Source organism: Elizabethkingia occulta, assembly GCF_002023715.1.
Taxonomy (GTDB): Bacteria; Bacteroidota; Bacteroidia; order Flavobacteriales; family Weeksellaceae; genus Elizabethkingia; species Elizabethkingia occulta.
Genome location: NZ_MAHX01000017.1, coordinates 77,881 through 94,372, shown reverse-complemented (window position 1 = coordinate 94,372; position 16,492 = coordinate 77,881). Strand labels below are relative to the sequence as shown.

At 37.1% G+C, this 16,492-nt stretch carries 15 protein-coding genes; 11 read left to right on the top strand and 4 right to left on the bottom strand.

The window, feature by feature from the left end; genetic code table 11:
• Positions 1–3: 3 nt before the first annotated feature.
• From tgt to BAZ10_RS13925, 3 genes are read right to left on the bottom strand one after another with little or no spacing between them, the layout of a single operon-like run.
• The gene (gene tgt / locus BAZ10_RS13935) at positions 4–1,140 is read right to left on the bottom strand and encodes a tRNA guanosine(34) transglycosylase Tgt (protein WP_059154469.1); all 1,137 of its coding nucleotides are present in this window, start codon (positions 1,138–1,140) and stop codon (positions 4–6) included.
• 3 nt (positions 1,141–1,143) lie between these two features.
• Entirely contained in the window at positions 1,144–1,497 is a 354-nt protein-coding gene (locus tag BAZ10_RS13930; protein WP_245803820.1) for a DUF4296 domain-containing protein, read from the bottom strand.
• Complete coding sequence (locus BAZ10_RS13925) at positions 1,494–2,210, bottom strand: polyprenol monophosphomannose synthase (protein ID WP_078772555.1); 717 nt, start codon at positions 2,208–2,210, stop codon at positions 1,494–1,496. Before BAZ10_RS13925 ends, BAZ10_RS13930 begins: the two co-directional genes overlap by 4 nt.
• Positions 2,211–2,291: 81 nt before the next feature.
• Here BAZ10_RS13925 and BAZ10_RS13920 point away from each other — a divergent pair, with 81 nt between their 5' ends.
• The 6 genes from BAZ10_RS13920 (at position 2,292) to BAZ10_RS13895 (ending at position 8,653) form a co-directional block, all read left to right on the top strand.
• Positions 2,292–2,936 carry a DUF4271 domain-containing protein gene (locus tag BAZ10_RS13920; RefSeq protein WP_245803819.1) on the top strand — a complete coding sequence of 215 codons (645 nt, stop codon included), beginning with the start codon at positions 2,292–2,294 and terminating at the stop codon, positions 2,934–2,936.
• A 19-nt stretch (positions 2,937–2,955) separates the two neighbouring features.
• Entirely contained in the window at positions 2,956–3,699 is a 744-nt protein-coding gene (locus tag BAZ10_RS13915) for a uroporphyrinogen-III synthase (RefSeq protein WP_009086556.1), read from the top strand.
• 84 nt (positions 3,700–3,783) lie between these two features.
• Positions 3,784–5,832, top strand: coding sequence for a S9 family peptidase (locus tag BAZ10_RS13910; RefSeq protein WP_078772553.1), 2,049 nt, complete (start codon positions 3,784–3,786; stop codon positions 5,830–5,832).
• A gap of 18 nt (positions 5,833–5,850) precedes the next feature.
• Positions 5,851–6,195, top strand: coding sequence for a hypothetical protein (locus BAZ10_RS13905; protein ID WP_078772552.1), 345 nt, complete (start codon positions 5,851–5,853; stop codon positions 6,193–6,195).
• A gap of 205 nt (positions 6,196–6,400) precedes the next feature.
• The gene (locus BAZ10_RS13900) at positions 6,401–7,948 is read left to right on the top strand and encodes a sensor histidine kinase (protein ID WP_165689674.1); all 1,548 of its coding nucleotides are present in this window, start codon (positions 6,401–6,403) and stop codon (positions 7,946–7,948) included.
• An 18-nt stretch (positions 7,949–7,966) separates the two neighbouring features.
• Entirely contained in the window at positions 7,967–8,653 is a 687-nt protein-coding gene (locus BAZ10_RS13895; RefSeq protein WP_034869927.1) for a response regulator transcription factor, read from the top strand.
• A gap of 48 nt (positions 8,654–8,701) precedes the next feature.
• On the opposite strand, the gene BAZ10_RS13890 is transcribed toward BAZ10_RS13895, so the two are convergent.
• A complete protein-coding gene (locus tag BAZ10_RS13890; protein WP_078772550.1) occupies positions 8,702–9,259 on the bottom strand; it encodes an SPOR domain-containing protein in 558 nt (185 codons plus the stop codon).
• Positions 9,260–9,438: 179 nt separating this feature from the next.
• Here BAZ10_RS13890 and BAZ10_RS13885 point away from each other — a divergent pair, with 179 nt between their 5' ends.
• From BAZ10_RS13885 to BAZ10_RS13865, 5 genes are read left to right on the top strand one after another with little or no spacing between them, the layout of a single operon-like run.
• Positions 9,439–10,809: a c-type cytochrome gene (locus BAZ10_RS13885; RefSeq protein WP_059154462.1), complete on the top strand. Its 1,371-nt coding sequence runs from the start codon at positions 9,439–9,441 to the stop codon at positions 10,807–10,809.
• Between the two features lie 21 nt (positions 10,810–10,830).
• Positions 10,831–13,860, top strand: coding sequence for a TAT-variant-translocated molybdopterin oxidoreductase (locus tag BAZ10_RS13880; RefSeq protein WP_078772549.1), 3,030 nt, complete (start codon positions 10,831–10,833; stop codon positions 13,858–13,860).
• Positions 13,861–13,879: 19 nt separating this feature from the next.
• On the top strand, positions 13,880–15,277 hold the full coding sequence (gene nrfD, locus BAZ10_RS13875; RefSeq protein WP_034869924.1) for an NrfD/PsrC family molybdoenzyme membrane anchor subunit: 1,398 nt from the start codon (positions 13,880–13,882) through the stop codon (positions 15,275–15,277).
• Positions 15,264–15,785, top strand: coding sequence for a DUF3341 domain-containing protein (locus BAZ10_RS13870; protein WP_009086545.1), 522 nt, complete (start codon positions 15,264–15,266; stop codon positions 15,783–15,785). Before nrfD ends, BAZ10_RS13870 begins: the two co-directional genes overlap by 14 nt.
• Positions 15,778–16,482: a c-type cytochrome gene (locus BAZ10_RS13865; protein ID WP_078772548.1), complete on the top strand. Its 705-nt coding sequence runs from the start codon at positions 15,778–15,780 to the stop codon at positions 16,480–16,482. The genes BAZ10_RS13870 and BAZ10_RS13865 overlap by 8 nt, the downstream gene beginning before the upstream one ends.
• Positions 16,483–16,492: the final 10 nt, after the last annotated feature.

Below are 16,492 nucleotides of genomic sequence, written 5' to 3'. Positions count from 1 at the left end.
GGACTACATTCTGCTTTTTAGTTGTGGAATAATGCTATCTTTCCATTCATAGAAATCTCCCGCTAAGATATGTTCTCTTGCAACTTTTACCAAATCTAAATAAAAAGCAAGATTATGAATAGAAGCAATCTGCTTCCCTAAGTATTCTCTTGCTGAGAATAAGTGTCTTACATATGCTTTTGTATATTCCTGATCTACATACGATGTACCAAATTCGTCTAACGGAGAAAAATCATTCTTCCATTTTTCGTTCTTAATATTGATAACACCACCCCATGTGAACAACATACCATTCCTTGCATTACGGGTAGGCATTACACAATCCATCATATCGATACCATTGCCTATGGATTCCAGAATATTCCATGGTGTCCCCACCCCCATCAGATAACGAGGTTTATCTTTAGGAAGAATATCTGTTACTTCATCTGTAATTCTGTACATTTCCTCTTCCGGCTCACCAACAGAAAGCCCTCCAATAGCATTTCCTTCAGCCCCTGCCTCAGCAATAACTTCAGCGGAAGCTTTTCTAAGGTCCGAATATACAGATCCCTGAACGATTGGAAACAACCTTTGTTTGTGTCCATAATATTCAGGATTATTTTCTGTCCATTCAATACATCTCTTCAGCCATCTGTGTGTAAGTTCCATAGAAAGCTTGGCCTGATTGTATTCACATGGATATGGAGTACATTCATCGAATGCCATAAAAATATCTGCACCGATTTTACGCTGAATTTCCATAGAAACTTCAGGAGAAATAAAATGATAACTTCCGTCGATGTGAGATTTGAATTTCACCCCTTCTTCGGTCATCTTACGACTGGAGGCCAGTGAAAAAACCTGAAAACCGCCACTATCTGTAAGAATAGGAAGTTCCCAGTTCATAAATTTATGTAATCCGCCTGCATTCTGCATAACATCCATTCCTGGCCTCAGGTATAGGTGGTAAGTATTCCCAAGGATAATCTGAGCTTTGATATCATCTCTCAGTTCTCTCTGATGAACAGTTTTTACTGTTGCTACAGTACCTACCGGCATAAATATAGGCGTCTGTATTTTACCATGATCTGTTGTAATAACACCAGCTCTGGCTTTACCTTTTGCTGAAAATTGTTCTACTTCAAAAAACTTCTCCATATGTTATTTCGGAACTTCAGTTCCTTTATTTTTCTTTTTAATATATGCTTCCAGTTTCGGATCTTTTTTCATCAGCTTTTTTTCTGCAGATTCAAAAATAGATTCCATTTGTTTTTGGGATAGGTAGTAGTTATAACTATCCATAAAAACAGTTCCTGTAATTTTATGCTGCTGCAAAATATATTTGCTTGTTCCCTCCATATTAGCCTGCGGATTTATATTCAATGCTCCATCATAAATGGCCATCTCCACAAAAATATCCGCCATTTCGTCTTTAGAAATAAGCTTTTTTGGTTTATCCACCTGCGAGCATGCAGATAGGAACACTATAAATATGAAAAAAAACAGTTTTCTCATAATCTGTTTATTATACTTTTCCATTTCAGGTTAAGCACTCCGAATAAAGCCTCCTGAAAAATGTTTGCACTCATTTTCGATTCGCCTCTAGTTCTGTCCGTAAAAATAATAGGAACTTCAACAATTTTAAAACCTTTTTTATAGGTTCGGAATTTCATCTCAATCTGAAATCCGTAACCTCTTAATTTAATTTTGTCTAAACCTATTTCTTCCAGCACTTTTCTTGAGAAGCATACAAATCCGGCAGTTGTATCATGAATTGGCACTCCTAAAATAAAACGTACGTATTTGGAAGCAAAGTAAGAAAGCAGTACTCTGCCCATAGGCCAGTTTACTACATTTACCCCTTTTGAATAACGCGATCCAATAGTCATATCAGCATCCTGACAAGCTTCATATAGCTTTGGCAGATCATCCGGGTTGTGTGAAAAATCGGCATCCATCTCGAATATATAATCATACCCGTGCTCCAAAGCCCATTTAAATCCATGGATATAAGCCTTCCCTAATCCGTCTTTTACTTGTCTTACGCTAAGAAAAACCTGCCCTGCATAAACAAGCATAAGATTCTCGACAATACTGGCAGTCCCGTCCGGAGAAGAATCATCTACCACCAGAATATGAAAATCCTGCTGCAAATCCATTACAGCTTTTATAATATCGGCAATGTTTTCTTTCTCGTTGAAAGTTGGGATAACGACTAATTTTTTCATACAAATCGAGCACAAAGATAAGTTATTCTGATCTAAATTTTGTACAGGAGATGAATGTGTGTACTTTTGCAAAAAAAATCATTGATTAGAATTGTAGAAAACAATGACTGGGTAATCTACAGTATCTTAGGTATTGCTATAATATATATTATATCGTCCAGGGTACTGAATAAGGATATTTCTTTTGTAGAACATCTTCGGCTTTCTATAGAGGATAGCAGCAATATCTTTATCAACTGGTTTATTTCCGGTTTTATTTATGTCTTCATTTTATCGGTTTTTTTATCACAATATATTCCTGTAGTACCAAGATTTATTAATGATAATATAAACCTTGGTGGCTATACCCTAAATAAATTTGGTTTTATCTTTATTACCTATTTATTATTATACGGAGTAAAATGTGTTTTATCCTATCTGTTTTTTGCCAGCTCCGGCAATGCAGACCGCTGGAAGTCATATACTTTCAACATCAACAAATTCTTTCGTATTATTATTTTGCTATTTTGTGTACTTACACTTGTTCACTATTTCTACCCTATAGATCGTTTCCGGGTGTTCAATTATTACATAGGAATGCTGGTTTTTATCTTTGCCGGCAAAATAGCATTTCTACTTTTTAACAGGAATCCTACTCTTCCTAAAGAATGGTATTATAAATTTTTGTATATTTGCACACTCCAAATTTTACCTCATTTGGTAGTATGGAAGTTTTTATTTTTTTAGTCATTATAAAAATAAATTGATGAAAGTAAAGTCCGTTCTAGTCTCTCAGCCAGCTCCTAATTTAGCTACATCCCCTTATGGTGAGATAGCTAAAAAAGAAAAGGTGAAGATTGATTTTAGACCTTTTATACATGTAGAAGGAGCAGATGCGAAAGAACTTCGTTCTCAAAAAATAGATCTTAGTCAGTACACTGGTATTATTTTTACCAGTAAAAATGCTATAGACCATTACTTCCGCTTAGCAGAAGAGATGCGCTTTGCTGTACCAGATTCTATGCGATACATTTGCCAGTCTGAAGCTGTAGCTAACTACCTTCAGAAGCACATTGTCTATAGAAAAAGAAAAATCAGCTTTGGCGAAAAAACAGCAAAAGATCTTTTACCATTATTAAAGAAGCATAATACTGAAAAATACCTTCTCCCATCTTCAGACGTTTTCACAGAAGACATTCCGAATGTACTAAATGAAGCAGGCGTAGAATGGAAAAGAGCTATTATGTACAGAACAGTTTGCAGCAACCTGCAGGATGTTAACATAAAAGAGTATGATCTTGTGATTTTCTTTAGTCCACAGGGGGTACGTTCTCTATTCGAGAATTTCCCGGACTTCAAACAGGAAGATACGAAGATCGGGGTATTCGGGCTAACAACCCAGCAGGCAGCAGAAGAGCTTAAACTTCGTGTAGATCTTATGGCTCCTACAAAAGAATCTCCTTCTATGACAATGGCTTTGGAAAAGTTTATCAAAGCTAACAACAAGTAAAAATCTATAAATAATACAAAAGCCATCATTACCTTCGGGTTGTGATGGTTTTTTATTTAACTTTAATTTTTTATTCACTTATAAATGAAAGCGCCAAAGGCAAAAAAGATAGATAAAATCCTTAGTAAGCACGGCGATCAAAGAATCGATCCTTACTATTGGCTAAACGAAAGGGATAACCCAGAAGTTATCGCATACCTAAATGAAGAAAACCAGTACACCTCCGAAATAATGAGAGATACTGAAGATTTCCAGAATTTTCTTTATGAAGAAATGAAATCCCGTTACAAAAAAGATGATTCTTCACTCCCCTATTTCTTTAATGAATACTGGTACATTGTACGTTATGAAGAAGGCAGAGAATATCCTATTTTTTGCAGAAAGCATCTTACCCTGGAAGCTAATGAAGAAATCCTTTTGGATTCCAACATTCTTGCAGAAGGTCTGGACTTCTTTGAAATTGGAAGCCTTAGCGTAAGCGAAGACAACAATATGATCGCTTATTCTTATGATAAACTGAGCAGAAGAATCTATACCATATACTTCAAGAATATTGAAACTGGCGAAATACTGGAAGACAAAATAGAAAATACAACCGGAAAAGCCGTATGGTCTGCAGACGGACAATATGTTTTCTATATACGTAAAGATAAAAGCCTTCGCGCCTACCAGATCCTTCGACACAAAATAGGAACAGACTCCAAAGAAGATGTTCTGGTTTATCATGAAAAGGATGATACTTTCGATGTTAATGTATTCAAAACAAAATCATCTGAATATATCATTATTTCCAGCTCGAGTACAATTTCCGACGAAATGCGCTTTGTCCCAGCCAATGATATTTTTGCAGAATGGAAGATTATTCAGCCTCGTGAAGCAGACCTGGAATACTCTGTAGAACATTTTGAAAATGATTTTTATATCATAACGAATGTTGATGGAGCTACCAATTTCAAACTTGTAAAAACACCTGTTGATAAAACAACAAAGGAAAACTGGACAGATATCGTTCCGCACAGAGAAGGAATCCTTCTGGAAGGCTTCGAGATTTTCAACGATTACCTTGTAATTGAGGAAAGAGAAAAGGGTCTTCTTAAGATTAATATTCGCAACTGGAAAACCGGAGAAACAGAATATTTACCATTCCATGACCCTACTTACACTGCTTATATCAGTATAAATCTTGAATTCAATTCAGAGGTTCTGCGATATGGATATACATCCATGACCCGCCCATCAACTACGTTTGAGTACAATATGAAAACTAAAACCAATAAAATCCTTAAGGAACAGGAGGTTTTAGGCGGGACATTTAAGGCCGAAAACTATATCTCTGAAAGGATATGGGCAACAGCAAGAGACGGACAGAAAGTACCTATCTCTCTTGTTTACCATAAAGACACTTCGAAAAGCGAGAATACACCACTTTTGCTATACGGATATGGCAGCTATGGTTATACAGTAGATGCAGCATTCTCCAATGTACGTCTTTCTTTACTGGATCGAGGATTCATTTATGCAATTGCTCATATACGCGGTGGGGAATATCTGGGCAGAGAATGGTATGAAGACGGAAAAATGCTGCACAAGAAGAATACGTTCTATGACTTTATAGATGCTGGCAAGTTTCTGATTAAAGAGAACTATACTTCTGCAGAACATCTTTATGCAATGGGCGGAAGTGCAGGCGGATTACTAATGGGTGCCGTAATTAATATGGAACCTAAACTATTTAACGGAATTGTAGCGCAGGTACCTTTTGTAGACGTTGTGACGACAATGCTCGACGAGGACATTCCTTTAACCACAGGGGAATATGACGAATGGGGAAATCCTAATGAAAAGGAATATTATGATTACATGAAATCTTACTCTCCATATGATAATATCGAAGAGAAAGAATATCCAAATATTTTAATCACCACTGGCTTCCACGACTCTCAGGTACAATACTGGGAACCTGCAAAGTGGACTGCAAGACTTCGTGAACTTAAAACAGATGATAATCTTCTGCTTTTCAAAACTGATATGTCTTCTGGTCACGGTGGCGCTTCAGGACGCTTTGAGTCTCTGAAAGATGATGCATTTGAATATGCTTTCCTTCTCAAAATGGAGAATAAAATCGAAGTTTAACTTCAAAAAAAACTAAAAATGACAGAACAGGAACTATGGAAAAAAGTAGAAGCTTTTTTTCAGAAAAACTTTGATATGGAACCCAATCCTCCAATAGAAACAATTTTATTTCTTATTGGCATTCAGGAATTAGGGAGCGGACAACAAAAATATTCTAAAGATGACAAACTAAATCTTATACATATCGCTGTCTGCAGATTATTAGAACCTTATGGCTATTACAAATTCAATGGTTATGATGATGGCTGGCCTCAATATGAACAGCTCCAGGAGGTCCCGGAATTAAAACCTAATGAACAAAGTGTTTTGATGAGAAAATCTATTATCCAGTATTTTATCGACGAAGAACTTTTTGAAGAATAAAGGTAAAAAGACATTGTTAAAAAACAGTGTCTTTTTTTTATTTAATAAAGTACTAAAAGTATTTTCTGGCATGGTTTTGGCGCACATGAGAAATCTAAATTTTGTGTTAAAAAACATTTTTTTAAGAAAATAAAAGCAATTTTAATCAAATTATTTTCCTTAATATTCAATTTATTTTTAATTTTAACAAATATTTGAGTAAACAATGAATAACAAGTTCATTCCTATCATATCCGTTTTTATGACGATCTCCCTTATCGTCTTCGTATCTATGCAGCTATACTGGCTGAAGGAGTATTACAGAGCTTTGGAACAGGAGTTCTCTAACAAGGTATATTCTTCCATGGAAAATATCCGTGAAAAGGTAAATGAAATGGAGGTGGATAAATATTACGCTAACAACAAAACCAATTTTTCGGAAGCTATAAAAAATTCCAGTGGACAGGCTACCCAACAATATATTCAGTCCACTACAGACTCTACTAATAACAAAAGAGTTATTGCATTCTCTAAAAATATTATTGAAAAGAAAGATATTCCGCTACCTACTCCGGGGGACAATGTAGAGTTAACGAACTTGTATGGAGATGAAGGGCTGATAAAGCTAAAAAATGCGGCGCCAAAGCCTCTGACATCTGAAATGAATCAGGATTTATCCAGCAATAATTTTACCCTTAAGCAATTGGTTAAAATTAACGCCAGCAATATGCCTATACAGCAGCGTATAAATACTAAGGAACTAGACAGTCTCATCAAACGTGAATTAAGCATGAAGGGCATTAATACCCCAATTGGATTCGCCATTTTAGATAAGAATAACAACCCTACAAAGGTTGCTAATAATAATTTTTTAGCACAGCCAGATAAACAAAATTATACGTTTGAACTTTTCACTGACAATCAGTATAAAACACTCTATACTTTGGCATTAATTTTCCCGAGCAAGGATTATTCACTTGTGGAAAATAATCTGCCAATGCTTCTGGGAACAATGCTATCTCTGCTTACAATTTTGGGGATTTACATCATCTCTATCAACTATATGAGCAAGCAGAAGAAAATTTCTGAAGTAAAGACTGATTTTATCAATAATATGTCGCATGAGTTCAAGACTCCACTAGCCACCATTTCAGTTGCAACAGACTCTCTGAACAATGATAAAATAGCAACCAATCCGGAAAAAGTAAAATACTATTCAAGCCTTATTAAGCAGGAAAATCTGCGCATGAAAAAACAGGTTGAGAATGTACTGAACATGTCTAAACTGGAACGTAATGAAATGAAGCTTTTCCTGAAAACCACAAATGTAAGAGAGCTGATAAAGGAAATAACCCGTTCATTCCGCCTGATTGTCGAACAAAGAGAAGGCTCTCTTACAGAAGAATTCAAGGCAGAGAAATATAACTTCAAAATTGATGAGTTTCACATTTCAAATGCCTTAGTGAACTTACTGGACAACGCAAACAAATACTCTCCAGAAAAGCCAGATATAAGAATAAAAACCAGAAATGAGGGCAACTGGTATGTCATAGAAATTTCTGATAAAGGAATGGGGATGGAAACAGAAAACAAGAGCCGGATTTTTGAGAAATTCTTCCGTGAAGAAACCGGAAATATTCACAATGTAAAGGGACAAGGACTAGGCCTTTCTTATGTTAAAAAGATTATAGAACTCCATAAAGGACAAATAATTGTAGAATCGCAAAAGGAAAAAGGAAGCACCTTTACCATAAAACTTCCGTTAATCGTCTAACAACAAAATATTAAAAAAATGAACAACAGAATCTTACTCGTAGAAGACGACCAAAGCTTCGGAGCTGTACTGAAGGATTATTTAACTATTAATAACTTCGATGTAACTCTGGCTGCCGATGGCGAACAAGGACTAAAAGAATTTACCGAAAACGAATTTGACATCTGCATTACCGATGTAATGATGCCAAAAAAGGATGGTTTCTCTTTAGCTGAAGAAATTAAAAAAATTGATAAAAATATTCCGATCATCTTCCTTACCGCTAAAAACTTGCGCGAAGATATCCTGAAAGGATACCAAATCGGAGCCGATGATTATATCACCAAACCTTTTGATACTGAACTATTGCTTTACAAGATAAAAGCAATCCTTCAGAGAAGTTCTTCCATTGAAGACGAAGAACAGGAACAATTTAAAATCAGTAATATATTCTTCGACTCTATGTTGCGTCAGCTACGTGTAAACGATCAGGAATATAAGCTTTCTCCAAAAGAAAATGAGCTATTAAAGCTTCTTTGTATCCACAGAAATGATTTTATGCCTCGTGATCTGGCACTAAGAAAAATCTGGAAGAAAGAGAACTACTTTACAGCGAGAAGTATGGACGTTTACATTGCTAAACTTCGTAAACTTCTAAAAGAAGATGAAGGTTTGGAGATCATCAATGTACACGGTGAAGGATTCAGACTTTTAGTAAAAAACTAAGCACTGATTACAATAAAAAAGGAAGCCGATTGGCTCCCTTTTTTATTTTTATTTTGCTTCCACACAGAAGATTCTGTAAGGAATAAGTATCGCTCCGCTGTATACTCTTTTTACCCTTCTCAGATCCTCGCTACCGCTTTGCTTACTAAAGAAGCTACCGGCAAGAATTTTATAGTTAGGTCTAAGGCTACTGTCAAGCTCTGTTCTAAGATCCGGAAAACTTTGTCTTACCTCATATCTTATCTTATTTGCATCATTGCTATTGTTAGTCACAGCAATCTGAATCTTATAACCACTAAGCTTAGGTCTGTTTCTACAAATATCTGCAGTAGAGAGTGTTTTTGTATTGATAACACGAGGAGTACTTGTAACAATTCTATCCTCGCTTATTACCGATCCGCCACCAGTATTATTTACAATTTTAGGACCTGCAGGACGATTGCAGCTCTCTTCAGATCTGGTCAACAATTCGTCTATTCTGCTATCCATTTGCGCAGTATAAACATTACCGCTCACACTATCTTTCTTACTGATAATCTTCTGAGCATAAATATTTTGAAAACAAAACAACATCATAACAGCTCCTATCTGAAATATCTTTTTCATCTATTAATAGTTAATTTATGCAAAAATAAGACTAATTCCTGAAACTAATTTAGAATTGATATAAATTACCGAAAAATGACATTTAGACATATTTTAGCCCTGTTAATGTAGTGTTAAAATAGTATTTTTGCCGAATTGAATGATATAGTATCAAAGATTAACTAATCAAGATTAATTAAATGATTAATTGGAGAAAGCATTACAAGAAAGGGCTGATTGCAATTGGTATTTTGCTATCAACCAGTGCTCTTTATAACGCACAGGAAGGCGACCCTGCAAAAGGGGCAGAGCTCTTTAAAACAAATTGTACAGCCTGCCACAAACTTGACTCAAAACTAATTGGGCCACCATTAAAAGGCATTGTAGAAAAGGTAAAAGCAGAGGAAGGTCTAGGACGCGACTGGTTCCAAAAGTGGATTAAAGACAACAAAGCTTTAAGAGCTTCCGGTGACAAGTACGCAAACAAAATCTTCGAAGAAAACGGAAAAGTTGAGATGCAACAATTCCCGAATCTTTCTGAAAAAGATATCGATGATATCTTAGCCTATACATCCAATCCTCCTGCTGAACCAGCAGCTGATGCAAAGAAAGATGCTAAAGCTACTGATTCCCCAGATCTAAACGCTGTAAACGCAGCTAAAGCTAGCGAAGGAAATGCTAAAATCGTAATGATTTCACTTTTCGCTATTGCAGGTCTATTAATCTGGATCTTATTCAAAATAAGACAGCTAGTAAAACTTAACCAATCCGAAGAGATTACCGCTCTTAATGCTACAAGAATTCAGTCTTTCAGCGAGCTTTATGCAAAATACAAAATTGTAGGACAAGGTGTTGTTGCTCTTTTAGCAATCCTTGCAGCATATGGTGTATGGAACTGGTTAATGTGGATCGGTGTTTACAAAGGTTACAAGCCTGAGCAACCTATCTACTTCTCTCACAAAATTCACGCAGGAATCAACAAAATCGACTGTCAGCTTTGTCACTCTGGTGCTAAGTATGGTAAAGTATCTGAAATCCCTTCACTTAATGTGTGTATGAACTGTCACAAAGCTATCCCTGAATACAAAGGTGAATATCTGGAGCCAGGTCACGACAGAGATTTCTACAACGGAGAAATCAAAAAACTTTATGCTGCAACAGGTTGGGATCCAGCAAAAATGGCATATACAGGAAAAGAGACTCCAGTTGAATGGACAAGAATCCACAACATGCCGGATTTTGTATACTTCAATCACTCTCAGCACGTTATTGCCGGAGAACAAGCAATTATCAATTCATTCAACAAAAAGCATCCTAACGAGCAAATCGATGTAGTATGTAAAGCTTGTCACGGTAAAATCGATACTATGAACGTAGTACAAATGGCTAACGACTTCACTATGGGATGGTGTATCGAGTGCCACAGAACTACAGAAGTAGATATGGGTAACACTTACAACCAGGCTTACTTTGAGAAACTTCACGACAAGTTGAAGAAACAATATGGTAGCGGTGCTAAGATTACTGTAGATGCTATTGGAGGTATCGAATGTGGTAAATGTCATTATTAATAACGAAAACTAGAAGTATCAATGGCTTCAAATAAAATACAATTCAGAAGTATTCACGAACTAAAAGATCCAACTTTAACAAACAAGTTGGCTCAGAAAGAATTTGCCGAAGAAATTCCGGTAGATGAATTCCTAGGGAATGAGGAAAAAATGAATGGTTCTTCTACCAGCAGAAGAGATTTCCTAAAACTTTTAGGATTCTCTACAGCAGCAGTAACACTTGCTGCTTGTGAAGCTCCGGTAGTTAAGACTATTCCTTATGTTGTGAAACCTCACGATATTATCCCGGGTGTACCGAACTACTATGCATCATCTTATTTTGATGGATTCGATTTTGCAAGTGTATTGGTAAAAACAAGAGAAGGGCGTCCAATCAAAATTGAACCAAACCCGGCTGCAGGCAACCTTGGTAAAACAAATGCAAGAGCTCAGGCAAGTGTTCTTTCTCTTTATGACAATGATAAACTAAAGCAACCAAAAGTTAACGGTAAGGAAGCTACTTTTGATGAAGTAGATAACACTGTGCTTAAGGCTTTGGCAGATGCTCAGGCATCTAACAAGAAAGTAGTTTTACTTTCTCATTCTATGCCAAGCCCTACTTTCAAAAAACTTTTTGGTGACTTCAAAGCTAAATATCCTAATGCTGAGTTAGTAACTTACGATGCATTTCCATATGCAGCAGCGCTAGATGCAGCACAGGAAGTATTCGGAAGCAGAAACATTCCGGTTTATGATCTAAGCAAATCTCAATTGGTAGTATCTTTCAACGCAGATTTCTTAGGAGACTTTAACGGAGCGAGCTTAGAGACTTCTTATGCAGCAGCAAGAGTTCCTGGAGACAAAATGTTAAGACACGTACAGATTGAATCTAACATGTCTTTAACAGGAGCCAACGCTGATACAAGAATTAAGCAAAAGCCTTCTCAGGTATACAAAACTTTAGTAGAGGTTTATAACGGATTAAACGGAGGTACATCTGATAAGATTGCTGCTTCTATCGTTAAAGAACTTCAGGCTAAAGGAAGCAATGCAGTAGTATTTGCTGATGGTTCTAAAGCGGCACACGTTTTAGCACACTTAATTAACCAAAAATTAGCTTCTAATGCTTTCACTGGTAAGGCTTCTTACCTGAAAGAATATGACGGAGCTCGTTATAATGAATTCCTTTCCTGGTTAAATGGTGGACAGGTAGGTGTTGTTATTACAAATAACATCGACCCAGTATACTCTTCTAACAAAGGTGCTCAGTTCAAGGCTGCTTTATCAAAAGCAAACTTTGTAGTCGCAATTGCAGATAAAAATAACGAAGTAGCTAAAGCAGCTAAAGTTGTTATCCCTGCAACGCACTGGTTAGAATCTTGGGGTGATGTAATGCCTGAAACAGGTGTTTACACTCTAATGCAGCCTACTATCCAGAAGGTTTACAAATCAAGACAAGTTGAAGAGTCTCTTTTAATCTGGACAAACGGAAAAGGAGCTCCTAATAATTACTACGATTATCTTAAAGCAAACGCTGTAACAATTCTTGGTGGAACATCATTCAATCAGGCATTATACAATGGTTTCAATAATGTAAGTGGTGGCAGTAACCTTTCTTATTCAGGAGGTAATGCTTCTCAGGCAATTTCTGAACTACAAGCATTCAAAGCTTCTGATTTAGAATTAGTATTAAACACCAATACTGCGATTGGAGATGGTACACAAGCTAACAACCCTTGGTTGCAAGAATTACCAGATCCTATCACCAGAATGTCTTGGGATAACTATATCACTATTTCTCCTGCCGATGCTAAGAAATTAGGTATAGATAATGATCTTAATGCCAGAATGCAGTTAGACGGTTCTATCGTTAACCTTACTGTAAATGATGTAACATTAAAAGACGTTCCTGTATTCATCCAGCCAGGACAAGCCGAAGGCTCTCTTGGTTTAGCACTTGGATATGGTAAAGCAGACAATGGTGAAGTAGCTAAAACAGGTATCAACGCTTATCCGTTATTCGACGGATCTAATCTTGCACTTTCAGGTGTTAAACTTGAAAAAACAGGTGAAATGCACCAGTTTGCAGGTATGCAGCTTCAGAACACCCTAATGGGACGTTATGAAATTGCAAAAGAAGTTCCTTTACAAACATTCTTACACAAAGATGTTAATGACTGGAATAAGCCATTAGAGATGCATACTTACGGAGGTACTTTACCAATGGGTAAGATCGACCTTTGGGATAATAATGATGATACTGATGGCCCTCACTTCAACCTTTCTATCGACCTTAACTCATGTACAGGTTGTGGAGCTTGTGTAATTGCTTGTCAGGCAGAAAACAACGTTCCTGTAGTAGGTAAAGAAGAGATCAGAATGTCTCGTGATATGTACTGGTTAAGAATTGACCGTTACTATTCTTCTAAAGAGAAAATCGAAACTAAAGAAGGTCTGGATAAAGGACTTAACGTTCCTCAGCTTTACGATATTCTTATCGAACCATCTGAGACTCCGGACGTAATCTTCCAACCGGTAATGTGCCAGCACTGTAACCACGCTCCATGTGAAACTGTATGTCCGGTAGCGGCAACATCTCACGGTAAGCAAGGTCAGAACCAAATGGCATACAACAGATGTATTGGTACAAGATATTGTGCAAACAACTGTCCTTACAAAGTAAGAAGATTCAACTGGTTCAACTATGCATTAAACGATAAGTTTGATTATAACATGAACAATGACCTTGGCCGTATGGTGCTAAACCCGGATGTTGTGGTTAGAACCAGAGGGGTAATGGAGAAATGTTCAATGTGTATCCAAATGACTCAGGCATCAATCCTTGAAGCTAAGAAAGATGGCAGAAGAGTTGCTGACGGAGAATTCCAGACAGCTTGTTCTAAAGCTTGTTCTACAGGAGCTATGCAGTTCGGAGACATGAATGACAATGGATCTCATGTAAGAAGCTTATTCGGTAGCAAGAGAAGATATTACCTGCTAGAGGAAATTGGTACAAAACCAAACGTTTTCTACCATACGAAAATTAGAAATAGAGAAGAAAAAGAAGTTTAAATAATAAATAAAGTAACAAATGTCAGGACATTACGAAGCCCCGATTAGGGAACCGCTTATTATTGGTCACAAGACTTACCATGATATTACGGAAGATATTGCTCGTCCAATCGAGGAAAGAGCCGGAAAATTATGGTGGTACTCACTTTATGCAGCACTTGTACTATTTATCTACGGAGTTGGATGTATAGCATATACAATTGGTACAGGTATTGGTGCATGGGGGTTAAACAGGACTATCAACTGGGGTTGGGATATTACCAACTTCGTATGGTGGGTAGGTATTGGTCACGCCGGTACATTGATCTCTGCCGTACTATTATTATTTAGACAAAGATGGAGAATGTCGGTTAACCGTTCTGCAGAGGCAATGACAATTTTTGCCGTTGTTCAGGCAGCGTTATTCCCGGTAATTCACATGGGTCGTGTTTGGGTTGGATACTGGGTATTCCCATTACCAAACCAGTTTGGATCTCTTTGGCCAAACTTTAACTCGCCTCTACTTTGGGACGTATTTGCAATCTCAACTTATTTCTCAGTATCAGTAGTATTCTGGTTCATGGGACTTATTCCTGACTTTGCAATGATCCGTGACAGAGCAAAGACTCCATTCACTAAAAAGATTTACACTATCCTTGCATTTGGTTGGGGAGGTAAAGCAAAGCACTGGCAAAGATTTGAAGAACTTTCATTAGTTCTTGCAGGTTTAGCAACGCCACTTGTATTCTCGGTACACACCACGGTATCATTTGACTTCGCCACTTCAGTAATCAAAGGATGGCACTCTACCATCTATCCTCCGTACTTCGTTGCGGGTGCGATCTTCTCAGGATTCGCAATGGTACAGACCCTTCTTTTAGTTGCAAGAAAAGTATGTCACTTGGAGCAATATATTACAATGTACCACATCGAGATTATGAACATCGTAATCATTGTAACTGGTGGTATGGTAACTGTAGCTTATGCAACTGAATATTTCATCGGATGGTATTCAGGTTCAAGATTCGAGGACTTTACATATTTATCTCCGGGAGCAGCAACCGGTCCTTATTGGTGGGCATTCTGGGCGTTAATTATCTGTAACCTTGTTATCCCTGCATCATTCTGGTTTAAGAAATTAAGAACCAATATTATCTGGACATTTATAGTAGCATTAATCATTAACATCGGTATGTGGTTTGAGCGTTTTGATATCATCGTTATTAACCTTTCAAGAGACTACTTACCGTCTTCATGGACAATGTTTAAGCCAACTATTATAGACGTGGGTGTATATTTAGGAACTATCGGATTCTTCTCTGTATTATTCCTATTATATGCAAGAACATTCCCTGTAATTGCACAGGCGGAATTGAAAACGATTTTGAAAATTTCTGGTGAAACTTATAAAGCAAAAGAAGGAGATGAGCACCACTAAAAGAATATACGGCCTTTATGGCGACGATGACGATTTAATGCATGGTGTTAAATTGTTCAGAGATAAAGGAATTGAAATTGCTGAAGTTTATACTCCATTCCCGGTTCACGGGTTAGATAAAGCTTTAGGCTTGAAAAAAACCAGAATTTCAGATGCTGCGTTTATCTATGCTTGTTATGGTGTAAGTATCGGAGCTCTGACAACATGGTACATGATGAACCACGACTGGCCTCAGGTTATTGGTGGTAAACCAAACTTCGACTGGGCACATAACATGCCTGCTTTCGTAGTACCAATGTTCGAGTTAATGGTTTTCTGTGCTGCGCACTTAATGTCACTAACTTACTTAGTAAGAAATAAAATGTATCCTGGTGCTAAACCTCAGAATCCGGATCCAAGAACTACAGATGATAAATTCTTAATTGAGTTTGTATCTGATGATGTGGAAACGATCAAGCAATTGCTTGTGGATACAGGAGTTGAAGAAATAACTATTAAAGATGCCTAAAATGAAAAAGAATTTTTTAAAAATAGCAGGTATCCTTAGCGTTGGAGTAATTACCTTAAATTCTTGCGGGGATAAAACTGAACCGCCTTTAGTATACTTCCCGGACATGTATTTTCCGGTAGCATATGACCCCTTAATGAAAGCTCAGGATCCTTATTCAGATCATGAGAACGAAATTCCGGCATTTGCATCCAGAAACGGACAAACAGGTTTATCTCCTGTTGAAGGAACTGTAGCTCAGAATAAGGATGGTGTTTTACCATCTGAAGCACCAAAAAATACAGAAGATTATAACAGACTATACGATGAGTCTAAAAAAATAACTTCTTCTCCTTTAAATCCTGCTAATAAAGAGAAGGATTTAGAAAGAGGAAAGAAATTATTTGATCATACATGTGCTGCTTGTCATGGTACAGGTGGAGATGGTAAAGGTCCTATCGTAGAATCTGGAGCTTATAGTGGTGTTCCTAACTATGCAGACAGAGAAATCACTGTAGGTTCTGTACATTATGTATTGGAGAACGGACGTAACAACATGGGATCTTACGCTGGTCAGTTAAATGCTGGTGACAGATGGAGAGTGGCAATGTACGTTATGAACGAATTTAAAAAACAAGCTGCAGCTCCGGCAGCAGCTGAAAATAAAGATGCTGCGGCTAAAGATGCTCCGGCTGATAATGCTAATACTAAAAAATAAAAAGAAAAAA

Excerpts from the sequence above, each read along its gene's own strand:
- tgt (WP_059154469.1), bottom strand. The coding sequence starts at position 1,140 with ATGGAGAAGTTTTTTGAAGTAGAACAATTTTCAGCAAAAGGTAAAGCC.
- BAZ10_RS13880 (WP_078772549.1), top strand. The coding sequence starts at position 10,831 with ATGGCTTCAAATAAAATACAATTCAGAAGTATTCACGAACTAAAAGAT.
- BAZ10_RS13905 (WP_078772552.1), top strand. The coding sequence starts at position 5,851 with ATGACAGAACAGGAACTATGGAAAAAAGTAGAAGCTTTTTTTCAGAAA.
- BAZ10_RS13870 (WP_009086545.1), top strand. The coding sequence starts at position 15,264 with ATGAGCACCACTAAAAGAATATACGGCCTTTATGGCGACGATGACGAT.
- BAZ10_RS13895 (WP_034869927.1), top strand. The coding sequence starts at position 7,967 with ATGAACAACAGAATCTTACTCGTAGAAGACGACCAAAGCTTCGGAGCT.
- BAZ10_RS13865 (WP_078772548.1), top strand. The coding sequence starts at position 15,778 with ATGCCTAAAATGAAAAAGAATTTTTTAAAAATAGCAGGTATCCTTAGC.
- BAZ10_RS13915 (WP_009086556.1), top strand. The coding sequence starts at position 2,956 with ATGAAAGTAAAGTCCGTTCTAGTCTCTCAGCCAGCTCCTAATTTAGCT.
- BAZ10_RS13930 (WP_245803820.1), bottom strand. The coding sequence starts at position 1,497 with ATGAGAAAACTGTTTTTTTTCATATTTATAGTGTTCCTATCTGCATGC.
- BAZ10_RS13910 (WP_078772553.1), top strand. The coding sequence starts at position 3,784 with ATGAAAGCGCCAAAGGCAAAAAAGATAGATAAAATCCTTAGTAAGCAC.
- BAZ10_RS13925 (WP_078772555.1), bottom strand. The coding sequence starts at position 2,210 with ATGAAAAAATTAGTCGTTATCCCAACTTTCAACGAGAAAGAAAACATT.
- BAZ10_RS13890 (WP_078772550.1), bottom strand. The coding sequence starts at position 9,259 with ATGAAAAAGATATTTCAGATAGGAGCTGTTATGATGTTGTTTTGTTTT.
- nrfD (WP_034869924.1), top strand. The coding sequence starts at position 13,880 with ATGTCAGGACATTACGAAGCCCCGATTAGGGAACCGCTTATTATTGGT.
- BAZ10_RS13900 (WP_165689674.1), top strand. The coding sequence starts at position 6,401 with ATGAATAACAAGTTCATTCCTATCATATCCGTTTTTATGACGATCTCC.
- BAZ10_RS13885 (WP_059154462.1), top strand. The coding sequence starts at position 9,439 with ATGATTAATTGGAGAAAGCATTACAAGAAAGGGCTGATTGCAATTGGT.